Origin of the sequence: Caballeronia sp. dw_276 (genome assembly GCF_018449635.1) — a bacterium.
Lineage (GTDB): Bacteria > Pseudomonadota > Gammaproteobacteria > Burkholderiales > Burkholderiaceae > Caballeronia.
Window position 1 is genome coordinate 29,770 of record NZ_JAAVUV010000012.1, and the last position, 14,905, is coordinate 44,674.

10 protein-coding genes are annotated in these 14,905 nt (G+C 61.4%); 3 read left to right on the forward strand and 7 right to left on the reverse strand.

Going from position 1 to position 14,905, the window contains the following annotated elements:
* Nucleotides 1-38: 38 nt before the first annotated feature.
* The 7 genes from HB633_RS23430 to HB633_RS23460 all read right to left on the reverse strand — a co-directional run bounded on the left by HB633_RS23430 (nucleotide 39) and on the right by HB633_RS23460 (nucleotide 10,676).
* On the reverse strand, nucleotides 39-1,349 hold the full coding sequence (locus tag HB633_RS23430) for an ATP-binding protein (protein WP_213780515.1): 1,311 nt from the start codon (nucleotides 1,347-1,349) through the stop codon (nucleotides 39-41).
* The gene (locus HB633_RS23435) at nucleotides 1,349-2,011 is read right to left on the reverse strand and encodes a response regulator (protein ID WP_213780516.1); all 663 of its coding nucleotides are present in this window, start codon (nucleotides 2,009-2,011) and stop codon (nucleotides 1,349-1,351) included. The genes HB633_RS23430 and HB633_RS23435 overlap by 1 nt, the downstream gene beginning before the upstream one ends.
* Before the next feature lie 173 nt (nucleotides 2,012-2,184).
* A complete protein-coding gene (locus HB633_RS23440; protein WP_213780517.1) occupies nucleotides 2,185-4,707 on the reverse strand; it encodes a family 20 glycosylhydrolase in 2,523 nt (840 codons plus the stop codon).
* Between the two features lie 11 nt (nucleotides 4,708-4,718).
* Nucleotides 4,719-6,080 carry an OprD family outer membrane porin gene (locus tag HB633_RS23445; protein WP_213780518.1) on the reverse strand — a complete coding sequence of 454 codons (1,362 nt, stop codon included), beginning with the start codon at nucleotides 6,078-6,080 and terminating at the stop codon, nucleotides 4,719-4,721.
* A 200-nt stretch (nucleotides 6,081-6,280) separates the two neighbouring features.
* Nucleotides 6,281-7,303: a histone deacetylase family protein gene (locus HB633_RS23450; protein WP_213780519.1), complete on the reverse strand. Its 1,023-nt coding sequence runs from the start codon at nucleotides 7,301-7,303 to the stop codon at nucleotides 6,281-6,283.
* A 13-nt stretch (nucleotides 7,304-7,316) separates the two neighbouring features.
* Complete coding sequence (locus HB633_RS23455) at nucleotides 7,317-8,564, reverse strand: Zn-dependent hydrolase (protein WP_213780520.1); 1,248 nt, start codon at nucleotides 8,562-8,564, stop codon at nucleotides 7,317-7,319.
* Nucleotides 8,565-9,365: 801 nt separating this feature from the next.
* On the reverse strand, nucleotides 9,366-10,676 hold the full coding sequence (locus tag HB633_RS23460; RefSeq protein WP_213780521.1) for an MFS transporter: 1,311 nt from the start codon (nucleotides 10,674-10,676) through the stop codon (nucleotides 9,366-9,368).
* A 120-nt stretch (nucleotides 10,677-10,796) separates the two neighbouring features.
* Here HB633_RS23460 and HB633_RS23465 point away from each other — a divergent pair, with 120 nt between their 5' ends.
* From HB633_RS23465 to HB633_RS23475, 3 genes are all read left to right on the forward strand, one after another.
* Entirely contained in the window at nucleotides 10,797-11,765 is a 969-nt protein-coding gene (locus HB633_RS23465; protein ID WP_213780522.1) for a LysR family transcriptional regulator, read from the forward strand.
* Between the two features lie 127 nt (nucleotides 11,766-11,892).
* A complete protein-coding gene (dacB, locus tag HB633_RS23470; protein WP_255581089.1) occupies nucleotides 11,893-13,521 on the forward strand; it encodes a D-alanyl-D-alanine carboxypeptidase/D-alanyl-D-alanine-endopeptidase in 1,629 nt (542 codons plus the stop codon).
* A 166-nt stretch (nucleotides 13,522-13,687) separates the two neighbouring features.
* Nucleotides 13,688-14,884 carry an SGNH/GDSL hydrolase family protein gene (locus HB633_RS23475; RefSeq protein ID WP_213780523.1) on the forward strand — a complete coding sequence of 399 codons (1,197 nt, stop codon included), beginning with the start codon at nucleotides 13,688-13,690 and terminating at the stop codon, nucleotides 14,882-14,884.
* Nucleotides 14,885-14,905: the final 21 nt, after the last annotated feature.

The window sequence follows — 14,905 nt, forward strand, 5'->3', positions numbered from 1 at the left end:
TACGGGGCGCCGCTTAAAGGTTACTTAAAGCAATGAAATCAGGCTGCGTTGAAGCAAATCGATACCAGCAAACCACCACCTTTCGATTCCGCAAGCGAGACCGTCGCGCCATGCTGCTCGGCGATCCGGCGCACGATGGCAAGCCCTAGACCACTGCCCGCCACGTCCGTGCGCGCACGGTCGGCGCTCGCCCCCACGCGATAAAACCGGTCGAACACACGCACGCGTTCCTCGGCGGGAATACCCGGGCCGTTATCGGAGATTTCGACGATCGGAGCGCCTTCTTTCACGCGCAGGCAGACATCCACGCGGCCGCCATCGGGCGTGTATTTGGTGGCGTTATCGATGAGATTGTTGAACATCACGCGCAACGCGTTCGGGTCGCCCGTGACGGTTGCCGCCTCGCTCGCCTCGATGCCAAGATCCACGCCGCGCTGCTGCGCGACCAGCACCGATCCGCCGACGCACTCATCAAGCAGCGCATGCAGATCGACGGGCGTGGTCGCGCTCTTGCCATCGGGTTCCGAACGTGCGAGCGCAAGCAATTGTTCAGCTAAACGCGTGGCGCGCGTAATGCCGGCCTGCAGGTCGTCGAGCGCTTCCTTGCGCGAATCGTCGTCTTTCGCGCGCGCAACGAGTTGCGACTGGATCTGCACGGCGGCGAGCGGCGTGCGAAGTTCATGGGCGGCATCGGCGACGAAGGCCTTTTGTGTGTCGAGCGCGGTCGCCAGACGGTCGAGCAGCGCGTTCAGCGCGCGCACAACGGGCACGACTTCTTCGGGCAAGCGGTTATCGGGCAGATGTTCGAGCGCTTCGGGATGACGCGTATCGAGTGCGCGCGTCACGCGTTGCAACGGCATCAAACCGCGCCCCACGATGATCCATATCGCCATGCCGAGCAGCGGCAGCAGCAACACGAGCGGCCACAAGGTACGCCACGCGACGCCGGCGGCGAGCCGGTTGCGGATGGATAGCGGCTGCGCAAGCTGCACGACGTTGTCGCCAACGATGGCGCTATACACGCGCCATTCGCCACGCGCGGTGGCTTCGGTTGAAAAGCCGAGTTCGGCATGTGGCGCAAGCGGCACGCGCGGATGCGAGTAGTACATCAGCACGCCGTTACGGTTCCAGATCTGGATCACAACGCCTTCGTCGCTGTCGCTGCGCGATTGCAGCACCGACGAAAACGGTTCCGATGGCAACGCCGCCGCAATCTGTTCAAGCTGGTAGTCGAACAGCTCGTTGGCTTCGGCGAGCGCCTGCCGGTAGATCAGCCAGCCCGCGAACCCCACGCCGACGATAACCAACGCCAGCAGCCACACCAGCAGTTGGCGTCGAATTGAATGCATCAGGCTTCCTTCGACACCATATAGCCGAGGCCGCGCACGTTGCGGATGAGATCGGGACCGAGCTTTTTACGCAGCGAATGGATGTAGACCTCGACCGTGTTGCTGCCGATTTCCTCGCCCCAGCCGTAGATTTTTTCTTCGAGCTGACTTTTGGACAGGACGGCGCCGGGGCGCGCCATCAGGGCTTCGAGGAGCGCGAATTCACGCGCCGATAACGCGACGGCATTGCCTTCCAGCGTGACCTGATGGCCTACGGGATCGAGCGTCAGCGCGCCGTGGCGGATCAGCGAATCGCCGCGGCCCGCGTGGCGGCGGATCAGCGCGCGCATGCGGGCGCCGAGTTCATCGAGATCGAAGGGTTTGACGAGGTAATCGTCGGCGCCGGCGTCCAGCCCCTTCACCCGGTCGGCGATGGAATCGCGCGCGGTAACAATCAATACGGGGAGTGTGTTGCCCTTGGCGCGCAGGCTTTTGAGGACATCCAGGCCGTCGCGTTTTGGCAGGCCCAGATCAAGCAGCATCAGGTCGTAAGGTTCGCCGCCAACGGCCGTCAGCGCCGCTTCGCCGTCCTGCACCCAGTCGACCGCGAAGCCATCGCTGCGCAGCGCCTTGCGGACGCCTTCCGCAATCATTCTGTCGTCTTCAACTAGCAGGATTCGCATGATTCGCTCTGCGGCTCTAAGCTTGGCGACCTCGCGGCCCGGACGTTTATTCTAGCCGGGACGCGCTGGGCGGGGCTTAAACGGAGCTTAAGCGCGTTGAAAGACTCGAAGATGCGCGATCCTCGCCTCGATACCCGGCGTCAACTGACGCCGGGTATCCAGCAAAGCCAGCTTCAGTCGGCCTTTTCTATACCAGGCTGCGCGACGGCCTGCGCTGGCTCTCTGTAACCGATGCCCGCGCGTTTCAGCTTCGGCAGTTCGCGCTGTTCCACCACGCTTGCAAAGCCTTGCCAATCGCGAGCGAGAGCGAGTTTATCGACGAGATCGGTTTCACCGAGCTTGTAGCGCTCGCCTTCCTTATACGGCCGCTCCCAGTCCGCCCGGTGCCAGGCGCGCTCGGCCAGCGCGAGCAGACGCGGGTACACCATGTATTCGAACTGCTGATCGTTGCGAATCACCTCGGCCCATGCCTGCCCCTGCATGCCATAGACATGCGCCGCCGGCCCCTTGCTCGTCACCTCGAAGGGTTTGCCCTCGCGATCGGGCATGACTTCCGCGTTCTGCGGCAGGTTGTCCGGCGCGAGCGAGAACGTCTTGAAACTGTCCGTTGCACGCGATCCCCAGTAGTAGCCGCGCTCATGTGGATCGAGGGTGTACGGGAAATCGAAGTACAAATAGTCAGGCAAGGCCAGAATCCCGCGATACCCCTTCGCGGTCCAACTCTGCACCGTGTCCGCTCCACCCCAGTAAAGCGTGTCCCACAACGTGACCATCGTGTTCTTCGTCGCGAAGTCGTGCGGGCCGCTGGCGTGTTTCACACCGTCCTGCCACGCTTCCATTGTCTCGATGCCGTTGTCGTTCACGAGCGCGCTGACCTGACGCGCAAACCGCGACGGCAATTCGTCGACCGACGCAATGTTTTCCTGCTTCAGCAACGCCGCGCACATTGGCGAGCGCGCCCAAGGCTTGTCTTGCGCAGCCATATCGATACGGCCCTTGTCCGCGTCCTTCCCGTCGCGCGGCTGGAAACCGGCGCCAAGCAGGATGTTCTTCGCTTCGTCGCCGCCGAAATGCCACACGTTCAACGGCGCCTCTGCCTCACGATGCATCGCGGCAATCTCGCCGATCACCTTGCCCGCGAAATTCAACGCGCCGCTCAAACATGGATTCAGATTGCTGCGGCGATCGTAGAACTGCACCGACAGCGTGTTCGACGTGTCATCGGGATCGATCAGCCGGAACGCGTTCGCTTCCTGCTCCTGGCCGAGCGCGTGCAGCCGGCGGTATCGGGCTTCCATGGAGACCACGGCCGCGCGGGAATGGCCGGGCATGTCGATTTCGGGAATGACCTCGACGAATCGATCATTCGCGTATCGCAGCAACGCGATGTATTCGTCGCGCGTCAGATACCCGCCGCCCGACCGGTTGTCCGGACCGGAGGCGAGCTGGGGCATGAGGCAACGCGTTTCGCTGAGGTCATGGCAACGCTGGCCGCCAATTTCGGTCAACTCGGGCAGTCCCGGAATTTCGATGCGCCAGCCTTCGTCATCGGACAGATGAAGGTGCAGGCGGTTGAGCTTGTACGCGCTCATCTGGTCGATCAGGCGGCGCAGCGTGGCGGGCTGGCGGAAATTGCGCGCCACGTCGACCATCATTCCACGATGCGCGAAGCGCGGCGCGTCCTCGATAGTCATGACGGGAATCGCGCCGCCGCCAGCCGGCGTCAGCGACAACACCGTCTGCACGCCATAGTAAAGACCGGCTGCGTCGTAGCCATCGATGGACACGCCCGTGCGCGCGATCCGCACACGATAACCGCCAGGCACCGCGATATCAGCGGGCAACGCGTGCGGTGCGACCGCGCCGGTGACCGGCAATCCCTGTGTTGCGAGTCCCAGCGAACCGGCGTGTTCACGCAGCGCCTCGACTTGCCCCGCGGGGAGATCCGGAAGGGACAACTCGAGGCCACGCACGTCGACATCGCCTTCGCCGGGGTTTTGCCTTATCGGCGACGGCAATGCGCGCGCCGCGACCTGGTGCGCGGGAAGCGGTGCGCCCTGCTCGACCTGCTGGCGGAATTTCTGCGCGGGCGTGAGGGGCGCGTTGGTATTGGCGGCCGGCAGCGCATCGACGTAACGGGTTTCGTCGTCGGTATCGTCTTGCTTGAGAACGGCGGGCGGCGCGTTTGCAACGACAACATAGGGCCGGGGCAATATGTCGCTATAACGAAGCAGCCAGTATTCGGCGACGAACGGCACTTCAATGCGCTCGCCTGGGCCAAGCGTCACCGCTCCCGCTCGCGGCGTGAGTTCGTACAGGTCGCCCGTCAGGTGATACAACGAGAAATTCGGATGATCGATGCTCAGGATGCGGCGAATGCTGTGCAGATAGAGCTTCCAGCCATCGCCCGTGATGCGCGCCTGTCCGGTATTGACGAGGATGAAACGGCCGGTCGCACAAGCGGCCGAGTCGGCGCCATAGTCGGCGCATGGCACGCCGGCTTTCGCGGCGTCGTTGTTATCGACCGATACCCGCAGCATCAGGTCGTTTGCGATCAGTGCGGCCCGCGCTGTGTCGGCGGATTCTGCGGCAGCGACGGGCTGGGTCGCGTCTGGAGGCAACGCAGGCGTGAGCGCGAACACAGGCATTGTGACCGCCATAGCCAGCAATCCGGTCGCAAGATTTATTCGTTTCATGATGTCTCCCTTCAAAAAGTCTTGCTGTACGACGCAATGATCTTCACGTCGTTTCGATCCGATTTCCCGTAGAAATCATTGGTGCGCAGCCGCGCTGGATAGACGCCGATTCCCGCACCTTTGAGCGGGCCTTCCTTGACGTCGTAGGTCAGGCTCAAGTCGATCTCGTTCGCCGATGTATCGCCGCGCCCCGGATTCTTGATCGCCCATCCGCGAATGCCGCTGACACCGACCGCCAGACCCGGCACCCCGATATACGGCCCGATCTGATACGTCGCCGACGCCTTGATCACGCGCGTGCCGTCCCACACGAAGTCGTCTAGTTGGCCCCAGGTCTGGATCTGATTGCGGTTGTCGCTGTTGGCCCACGGCGTCAGGCGGAAATTCATCTCGCCGGAATCGGGCGCATGCGTGACGCCAAAGCCCACGCTGACGGTGAACGGGCCGCTCGCATAACCGACGCTCGTGCTCGCGTGCCATTCGTTGGCGGGCGTCGCGGTCGGCCCGAGCGCCGTCTGATAGCGACCCCACAACGCGTAGCCGGTCGTAGTCACCGTGCCATGGTCGGCAATGCGCCAGGCGCGCGTGGCGGCAACTTGCGCGTTGCGCCTGAAGCGTTTGCCCTCGCCCACGCCGGCGTCGATGTAGGCATCGGGACTCGCCTCGTAGCGAATACCCGCGCTATGCACATAGTCGATACGGCTCGCCGTGCCGTCGTATTGATCGCGATCCTGATGCCAGGCGTTGGTCATAGGCCGGAAGCGGTTGTCCCATTCGTTCCGAAACTGGTCAGCGAGTGCATAGCCGAATTCCCAGCCCGCCACGCGATACTTCACCTCGGCGCCGCGATACGCGTGCGAATGCAAACCGCCCGATGAACCGAGCGTCCCGACGCTCAGCGGCGTATAACCCGCGCGAACCTGCCATCCATCGCCCGTCGCGGTGCTGCGCCATTTCAGCGCAGCCTGGGCGAGCGTTGCGTAGGTCTTGTCGGCGTCATCGCGATAGTCGTGGTAAAGCACTTCCGAATGACCCGTACCGGGCGTGACCCGAAGGTTGGTAAAGCCGGACAGATCCGCGCCGACGAAACCCCACGGTCCCGCCGCATAGCCCGAACGCCAGTCGATACCCAGGGAGAGCGCATTGACGTGGATGTCGCCGGCGTGGTCTGTAGCGTGCCGGTTTCGCGAATAAAACGTCGTGCTGATAGTCGTCTCGGATTTCGAAAACAGACTCGGTATGTCCTCGGAACGCCACGGTTGCGTGGTCCCGCGCGTCAGTTCATCGTCTTCGAACGCCGCGGGTTCAACCGCTGCCGAAGTACCACACGTTGTTGTTAGGATTGCAAAATATATTGAACGAAGCCTTGCCACGTCTCCTCCGTCACGGCGGTTTGGATCACCGCATGGATTTATCTGAAACGCAGAAGCCTAGCCGGTCGCAAATTGGTATTCAAGTGGTATTAATTTTGGGATAGGGCGTCGAGGAGAAAATGCCGCAAGCGAAGACGCTTTGATACAAAAAAAGCGGTGCCCGATTGCCGGGCACCGCTTCTGAAAATCAACCGCATGCTTCAGCGACCGCTGCTGAAACCCTCGAAGAAGGCTCGCGCATTCGCCTTGAGCGTATCAATGTGATATCCGCCTTCCTGCACGATCAACGTCGGCAGTTTCAGTGCGCCTATTGACGCACCCAGCGTGCCGAAGCCTTCGGTCGTGACCGCGACCATCGCTTGCGGATCGTCCTTGTAGATATCGAATCCCAGCGCCAAAACAAGCGCGTCGGGCTTGAATTGTTCGAGCGCGTCTTTGGCCTTGCTCAGGCGATCGAAGAATACGTCTTCCGGAGAACCGTGGGGCATCGGCAGATTGAGGTTGCAGCCCTGGCCTTCCCCAGTTCCGCGTTCGTCATCGAAACCGGCGACCACCGGATAGAAGTTCGTCGGATCTCCATGAATCGATACATACAGCACGTCGCCGCGTTCGTAGAAAATTTCCTGGATGCCCTGGCCGTGGTGCATGTCGGTATCGAGGACGGCAACGCGGCCGTACTTCGCACGCAAGGCCTGCGCCGCGATCGCCGCGTTGTTCAGATAGCAGAACCCGCCCGCCGCTTCGGCGCGTGCGTGATGACCTGGCGGCCGGCAGAGCGCGTAGGCTTCACGTTCTCCATCGATGATCGCATTCGCTCCCGCCAGCGCACTTTGCGCCGACCAGTAAGCGGATTCGTAGGTATCGGCGCCGATGGGGCAACTGCCGTCTGCGAGATAACGCGCGGCTTGTCCAAGCACGCCACGCAGCGGATTGTTCTCGCGCACGTAGATGTTCGACATCACCTCGTCGCCCCATTCGGCGGGCACCTTTTTCCACTCGCGATGCGCCTCTTCAAGAAAACGCAAATACTTTTCGCCATGCACGGCGGCGAGCGGCGCAGAACCGAAATCGGCGGGTTCGCGGACATCGAAACCGAGCTTCCTCGATGCTTCGACCAGACGCAGCGCGCGCTCAGGAATTTCTTGCGGCGTGCGCATCTGGCCACGCGAAAGATATGTACGCGGATGATGTTTCAGTTGCGACGGATGGAAATAAGTCAGCATTTCGGGGTTCCTTTTACGCGTCCACAGCCACGCCGATGACCGCGCGCGCCAGGACCGCATTGATCAAGACATTCGCGCCGCACGTGACGTCTTCGGGGAGCGCATCTTCGGCTTCGTTGTGCGAGAGGCCATCCACGCATGGGATAAAAACCATCGCCGTGGGGACGTGGCGTGCGAGGTGAATGGCGTCGTGGCCCGCGCCGCTGACGATGCGCTCGTATGCGTAGCCAAGCGCTTTCGTGGCGTTTTCGACCAGGGTCACGCAGGTTTTGTCGAAGGGCGTTGCGGGGCTTTTCCAATACGTCGAGATTTTTGTTTGCACGCCGCGATGTTCGGCGATCTGCTCGAACGCTTCACGCACTTCGCGTTCCATTGCATCGATTCTGGTGTCGTCGGGATGACGCAGGTCGACGGTGAAAACGACGCGCCCCGCGATCGTGTTACGCGATGAGTTCGGCACGTCCACTTGCCCGATCGTGACCAGGCCCAGCGGTGCGAAACGCCGCGAGATGGCTTCGAGTTCCAGCGCCATTTCGGCGCTCGCGAAGAGTGCATCTTTTCTGTAAGGCATGGGTGTCGTGCCCGCGTGCGCGGCAATGCCGGTCACTTCGACGTCGAGCCATCGGATCGCCTGGCCGCCGGTGACGACGCCTATGGGGTTGCCGTGGCTTTCGAGGATCGGGCCTTGTTCGATGTGCGCTTCGAAATAAGCATCGACGTTTGTCAGGCCGCTGCCGCGCGTGCCGGCGTAACCGCTTTGTTCCAGCGCTTCGTGCAGCGTGATGCCTTGTGCATCCTTCGTTTCCAACGCGGCGTTCAGGGGCGTTGCGCCTACGAAGACAGCCGAGCCGAGCATTGCGGGCGTGAAGCGTGCGCCTTCTTCGTTGGTCCAGGAGACGATTTCGATGGGCTTTTCGGTTGTGATGTTGTGGTCGTTCAGCGTTCGCACGACTTCCAGCGCGGCGAGCACGCCGTAGACCCCGTCGAAGCGGCCGCCTTCGGGTTGGGTATCGAGGTGACTGCCGATCAGCACGGCTTTTGCGTTTTTCTGGATGCCTTCGCGGCGGGCGAAGAGGTTGCCGATTTCATCGATACGGATCGTTAGGGCCGCTTCTTTGCACCATTTGGTGAAGAGGTCGCGGGCGCGGATGTCTTCGGTTGTGAGCGCCAGGCGGCGTACCCCGCCTTTGGGTGTGGCGCCGATTTTTGCCATTTCCGTCAGGGTTGCCCATAGGCGGGGGCCGTTGGTTGTTGTTGTCATGCTTGCGCTCCGGGTTTTTTGGCTTGCGCCAGGTTTGCAATTGTTTTTTGGTCAGGGGTCGGGGTTGATGCCGGGTTGCTGCTGTTTAGGCCTTCGCGCGTTCCGTCTTATCTGATCTTTTTCGCACTATTAGCCACTGTCCGTGGCGGGACTTCATTTCTTTTTCCAACGGCGAAAAAGAAACGAAGCAAAGAAAACGCCTTTCAAACGAGGGCACATAAGTGTCCAAAGCGTGCAGTTTTGAACTATTTGGTACCCCAAAAGCACGCTCAGCGTATAACCCAGAACAGTTGAAACCCTCCCCCTCCGGCAACGGCAACCCACACGCTTCGCCACCAGTGTGGGAATCCGTTAACTAGGCTTCCGCGCTGCGCGCGCTGGCGCCCAACCCGAGAGGGCGACCGTGCCAATGACGAGGCTTTGGGTTCGAGATGCTTTGGACTGTTGGGCTATTTCGTTGTTATGCGTGGGCCAGGTTTCCGTATTAACGGATTCCCACACTGGTGGCGAAGCGTGTGGGTATCTGTTGACGGAGGGGGAGGGTTTCAGCAGGACGTGGTTATTCGCTGAGCGTGCTTTTGGGGTACCAAATAGTTATCAGTGCACGCTGGGGACACTTATGTGCCCTCGTTTGGAAGGCGTTTTCTTTGCTTCGTTTCTTTGTCGCCGTTGGACAAAGAAATGAAGTCCCGCCACGGACAGTGGCTAATAGTGCTAAAGAAAACGACTAACACAAACCGCGCGAAAGCCTAAACAGCAGCAACCCAGCATCAACCCCGACCCCCGCCCCCAATCCCTCCACTACCTCACAGGAACTCCCCCCGGTGCATCGGCCCGCCGATCCTTCATCACGTCCAACGCCACGATGCACATCAAAGAAACCCCTGCCAGGCACGTATAAAACACCGCCAATGGCCACCACTGCCCGGTAAATTTATGCGCCAGCCAAGTCCCAACCAAAGGAGTCAGCCCCCCGGCAATTGCCCCACAAACTTGATACGAAAGCGAAATCGCCGAATACCGCACCCGCACCGGAAACACCCCACTGACAAATCCCGCAATCACCGAATAAAAACTCGCCATGCAAACCACCGCAATCGCAATCCCGATAATCATCGAAACCATATTGCCGCTCTGCACGAGAATAAACATCGGATACGGCGAAACCATCGCGCACAGCGCCGACAACTTGAGGAAACGCGCCCCGCCAATCTTTTCAGCCAGCCACGCGGCCAATGGCTGGATCAAAAACTGAATGATCGCAACGGCAAACAGGCAATCGAGTATCAGCGACTTGGTCACGCCCACATACTGCGTCGTGTACGAAATCATGAACGTGTTAGTGAAATAGACGCCCGCAATCCCAATCGTATTCGCGCCGATACAAAACGCCACCAGCGCCCCCGACGAACGAAACACCTCGGCAATCGGCAACTCCACGGTGCGCTTCTGCAACTTCTCGCGCTCGAATTCCGGCGACTCGTTCACGCCCATCCGGATCAAAATGCCCACCACGAGCAGCACCGCGCTGATCAGGAACGGCAGACGCCAGCCCCACGCAATAAACTCTTCATGCGGCATCGAAGTCACCGTGCGAAACGCAATCAGCGACAGGATCAAACCTGCCGGACTGCCCAGTTGTGCGAACGATGCAAAGAATGTCCGTCGTCCGCTAGGCGCATGTTCGGCCGCCATCAATACCGCGCCGCCCCATTCGCCGCCCACCGCAATACCCTGCACCACGCGAAGCAGCACGAGCAGCACCGGCGCCAGCACGCCAACCTTCGCGTAAGACGGCAACAAACCAACGCACACGGTCGCCACGCCCATCATCATCAGCGTGGTCATCAGCGCTTTCTTGCGGCCGATCTTGTCGCCCAGATGCCCGAAGATCACGCCGCCCAGAGGCCGCGCGAAGAAGCCGACGGCGAACGTTGCGAACGACGCCATCGTGCTGATAAACGGATCGTGCGACGGAAAATACAGCTCGCCAAACACGAGCGCTGCGGCCGTGGCGTAGATATAGAAGTCATACCACTCGATCATCGTGCCGATAAAAGCGGCGGTCGCCGCGCGCACGGGCTGACGGCTGGAACTGGATGCTGGTGTCACGGTGGCTCCTGGATACGCGTTTTGCGCTTTGTATGAGCGTTTTATCGCCAGCCATAAAACATTAGTCCAATTTCGATTTATTATTCGCGATATAAATCTGGCTAATACTTAGGGGTTTCCATGACTCAGCGTCGAGCCGATATCGCGCGCTTTCTCAATGACCGGCTCGACTGGAATCTGCTGCGCACGTTCCTCGTGATCATGCAGGAGCGCAGCGTGAGCCGGGCTGCGGCGCGGCTGCATCTGACGCAACCGGCGGTCAGTCAGGCTTTGAAGCGCCTGGAAGACACGCTTGAGCGCACACTGATCCAGCGTCGCGGACCACACTTCGAACCCACGCACGCGGGCGAGGAGGTGTACCGGATTGCGAGCGATATCTACGGGCAAATGTCGCGGCTGGAAACCGAACTCGACGACCGCACCGACGACATCACCGGTTCCATTCGCCTTCTGACGGTGAGCCGTATCGATTCAGGCGTCTACGACGAGTTTCTCGGCGAGTTCCACCGGACGTATCCGCGTATCGACTTGCATATCGAGGTGATGCGCTCGTCCGACATCATTTCGTCGCTGCTGCAAAAGACCGCGACGGCAGGACTCGGGCTTTGCCGCACGCCCGTCGATAAACTCGAACAACGCTGTTTCCTGCGTCAGCGATACGCCATTTTTTGCGGGCGGCATCATCGGTTATTTGGGCGGCATGGATTGTCGATGAACGATCTGCTCGCCGAAAACTTCGTGTCCTTCACCAGCGACCAGATTGGCGACAGCTTGTCGCCGCTGACCGTGTTTCGCGATCAGCGCGGCTTCACGGGGCGCATCGTGGCGGCGTCGCCGAGCCTGGATGAAGTGCGGCGGCTGATCTTCGCGGGATATGGCATCGGCTGCCTGCCCGAACATATCGTGCGCGACGACCTCGCGCAGCAACGTCTCTGGCGCCTGCCGCCGGATGAAGGTCTGGCCGATGTCGATATCGATTTGCTCTGGCACAGCGGCCGCAAGATGAACGCGGCGGAACAGGCGTTTCTGGATGGCATGGAGCGCACGATGCAGCGTTACGCGTTGCCCGAGCGGCTCGCGCCGCGATAAACCGAAAGCCGCGGAATTAACAATCGTAAACACGAGCGCCACTACAATACCGGCACCTCGTTACACGCGTCCGTTACACGCGTCCGTTACACGCGTGCACAACCGCACCAACACACGATCCGAACACATGTATAGAGCACTATCGAAGAACTCAAGAACTTTTTTCAGCAAACGTTGGCGCACTGTCACGGCGTTGGCCGTGGTTGTATCGGCGCTTGGCGCGAGCCTGAGCTTGCCAGCCGAGGCCCGCAGCGGCGGCGGCACGAAAGCGGAATCGCAAAAGCAAGCTGTCAAAACCACGAAGGCCGTTAAAACCACCAAGGCCGAGAAGGCCGCCAGGAAGAACAACTTCCAGCGCGTCGCGGTTCCGGCCGGTCCACTGCCGCCCACCGTCATGGCCGCGCTCGCGCGTGCGCACGTGCCGCTTTCATCGATGAGCGTGGTGGTCGAGCGCATTGGCAGCGCCGGCGTGCCGCTCGTCGCGATCAACGCCAACGTGCCGATGATGCCCGCGTCCACCATGAAGCTGGTCACGACTTACTCGGGTTTGTCGCTGCTCGGACCCGACTATCGCTGGAAAACGACGGCCTACGCCGACGGCGAAGTCGATGCCAACGGCATCCTCCACGGCAATCTCTACATCCAGGGAACGGGCGACCCGAAGCTCGTGCCGGAAGAACTGATCGACCTCGTGGACCAGATCCGCCGCAACGGTATTTCGGGCATCGACGGCGCGCTGGTTCTGGACAAGCGTTATTTCGATCCTTCCACGCGCGACCTCCCCGCCTTCGATGCCGACGAAACCGCGCCCTACAACGTCGGCCCCGACCCGTTGCTCTACGCGTTCAAGTCGCTGTCGTTCACGCTGACGCCGAATCCGGAAGGTGGCGTTTCCATCGATGTATTGCCGCAACTCGCGCAACTTCAAATCGATAACGAACTGCGCGTGACGCGCGGCGCGTGCACCGGGACGCTCCCGGCGGCGTCGCCCAGTGTGGCGCAAACCTCGGGCGGGTTCGTGCAGGCATCGTTCATTGGCGACTATCCGCTGCGGTGCGGTTCGCGCACGATCAACGTCGCCGCGCTCGACCACTCCACGTTCTTCGCGGGCGGTTTCCTCGCGTTGTGGAAACAGGCGGGCGGCACGTTTGCCGGCGTCACGCGCGAAGGTCCGACGCCTTCGAGCGCGCGGCTTGTGGGGACGCATCGCAGCCCGGTGCTCTCGGACATCGTTCGCGATATCAACAAGTTCAGCAACAACGTGATGGCGCGTAATTTGTTCCTGACCATCGGCGCTGCAACCGGCAAACCGCCGGCGACGACGCAGAAATCGGCGGCTGCAATTACCGCGTTCCTGCATCGAAGCGCGCTGCCCATGTCGGGGCTTTACCTTGATAACGGCTCGGGCCTGTCGCGCGAAGAACACATTACCGCGCAGTCGCTCGCCGATATGCTGACCGCCGCCAACTCGAGCCCGGTCGCGCAAGTCTTCACGGAATCGCTGCCGATTGCCGGCGTGGACGGCACCATGCGCAACCGCCTGACGAACGCGGGCGCGCTCGGCAACGCGCACATCAAGACGGGCACGTTGCGCGACGTCCGCGCCATTGCGGGTTACGTGGGCGCGGCGAACGGCGAGAGCTACGTGGTGGTGAGCTTTATCAACGACCCACGGGCGGAAGCTGCGCGCGCCGCGCACGATGCGCTGCTCGAGTGGGTCTATGAAGGCGCACGCCGCACGGGATCGATGGATTAAGGGCAAACGCAAAACTCACTCCGGCGACGCCCGCAAGCACAGGGAAACCCTCGTAGGAAACATCTCAAATTATCTTAAAAGATTCGGTAAGCTATCGCCACGCAAGCCGACAGCCCCCTCGAAGCGGCATGCAGACCACATGACCAGATAAACGAGGAACGAGGAGATGACGCCGATGAAACCCGCCCAGACCATTCCCGCCGCGCGCCAGGCTTACTGGCTGCGCGCCGTCCAGACCGCGATGGCGTGCGCGGCAATCGCCGCATTGGCCGCATGCGGCGGCGGCGACGACAACAATAACAACACGCCTGCGGGCGGCGTGAAGCTGCAGGTTGTGTCGTTCGGCGACAGCCTGTCCGATGTCGGCACGTACGCGCCCGTTGCCACGGCCAATTTCGGCGGCGGCCGCTTCACGACAAACCCGGGTCAGGTCTGGACGCAAAACGTCGCCCAGTACTACGGCGACACGCTCGCCGCCGCGAACACCGGCGGCTTCGGCGTGCCGCTTCAGGCGGCAAGCGGATTGGGCTACGCGCAAGGCGGGTCACGCGTGACGTTGCAGCCGGGCGTCGGCCACGCGACGCCGGGCACGGCGAACGCGGACTTCTCGCAAGCCACGACGATTCCCGTCAACGATCAGGTCTCGCAGTACATTGCGTCGCACGGGACGTTCAACGCGAATCAACTCGTGGTGGTGAACGGCGGGGCCAACGACATCTTCTATAACCTGACCGTCGCACAGGCCACGGCTGCCGGAATCCAGGCACAGGTCGCAGCGGGAACGATCACGCCGGCACAGGCCGCAACAGCGGGCGCCGCAGCAACGACTGCCGCGACGACCGCGATCAGCCAGGCGGCTATCGATCTGGCAACCGTTGTAGGCCGTGTGGTTCAGGCGGGCGCGACGCACGTGCTGGTATCGAATGTGCCGGACATTGGCGGATCGCCGCAGGGGCTCGCCAGCGCGGATAAAGGCGCGACCTTGTCGCAAGTCACGCAGCTTTTCAACGGCACGCTGCAAGGCGCGCTGCAGAAGGCCGGGATTTTGTCGAAGGTGATTTACGTCGATGCCTACTCGTGGATCGATGGCGTTCAAGCCAACTATCAGTCGAACGGCTTTTCGGTATCGAATACGGGCACGGCCTGTAATCTCCAGGCGATGATCGCCGCCGCGACCAAGGCCGGCCAGCCGAACCCGACGGCATTCGGCACGTCGCTGTTCTGCTCGCCGCAGACGTATACGGTGGCTAACGCCGACCAGACCTACATGTACGCGGATACCGTGCACCCGACCACGCATCTGCACGCGTTGTTCTCGACGTTCGTGGAACAGCAGATCGCAAAGGCAGGCTTGGGGAAATAAGTTTGAAGCGGTAGAAATTCG

Coding starts and splice junctions, on each gene's coding strand:
- HB633_RS23430 (WP_213780515.1), bottom strand. CDS start 1,349: ATGCATTCAATTCGACGCCAACTGCTGGTGTGGCTGCTGGCGTTGGTT.
- dacB (WP_255581089.1), top strand. CDS start 11,893: ATGTATAGAGCACTATCGAAGAACTCAAGAACTTTTTTCAGCAAACGT.
- HB633_RS23455 (WP_213780520.1), bottom strand. CDS start 8,564: ATGACAACAACAACCAACGGCCCCCGCCTATGGGCAACCCTGACGGAA.
- HB633_RS23440 (WP_213780517.1), bottom strand. CDS start 4,707: ATGAAACGAATAAATCTTGCGACCGGATTGCTGGCTATGGCGGTCACA.
- HB633_RS23435 (WP_213780516.1), bottom strand. CDS start 2,011: ATGCGAATCCTGCTAGTTGAAGACGACAGAATGATTGCGGAAGGCGTC.
- HB633_RS23465 (WP_213780522.1), top strand. CDS start 10,797: ATGACTCAGCGTCGAGCCGATATCGCGCGCTTTCTCAATGACCGGCTC.
- HB633_RS23450 (WP_213780519.1), bottom strand. CDS start 7,303: ATGCTGACTTATTTCCATCCGTCGCAACTGAAACATCATCCGCGTACA.
- HB633_RS23475 (WP_213780523.1), top strand. CDS start 13,688: ATGACGCCGATGAAACCCGCCCAGACCATTCCCGCCGCGCGCCAGGCT.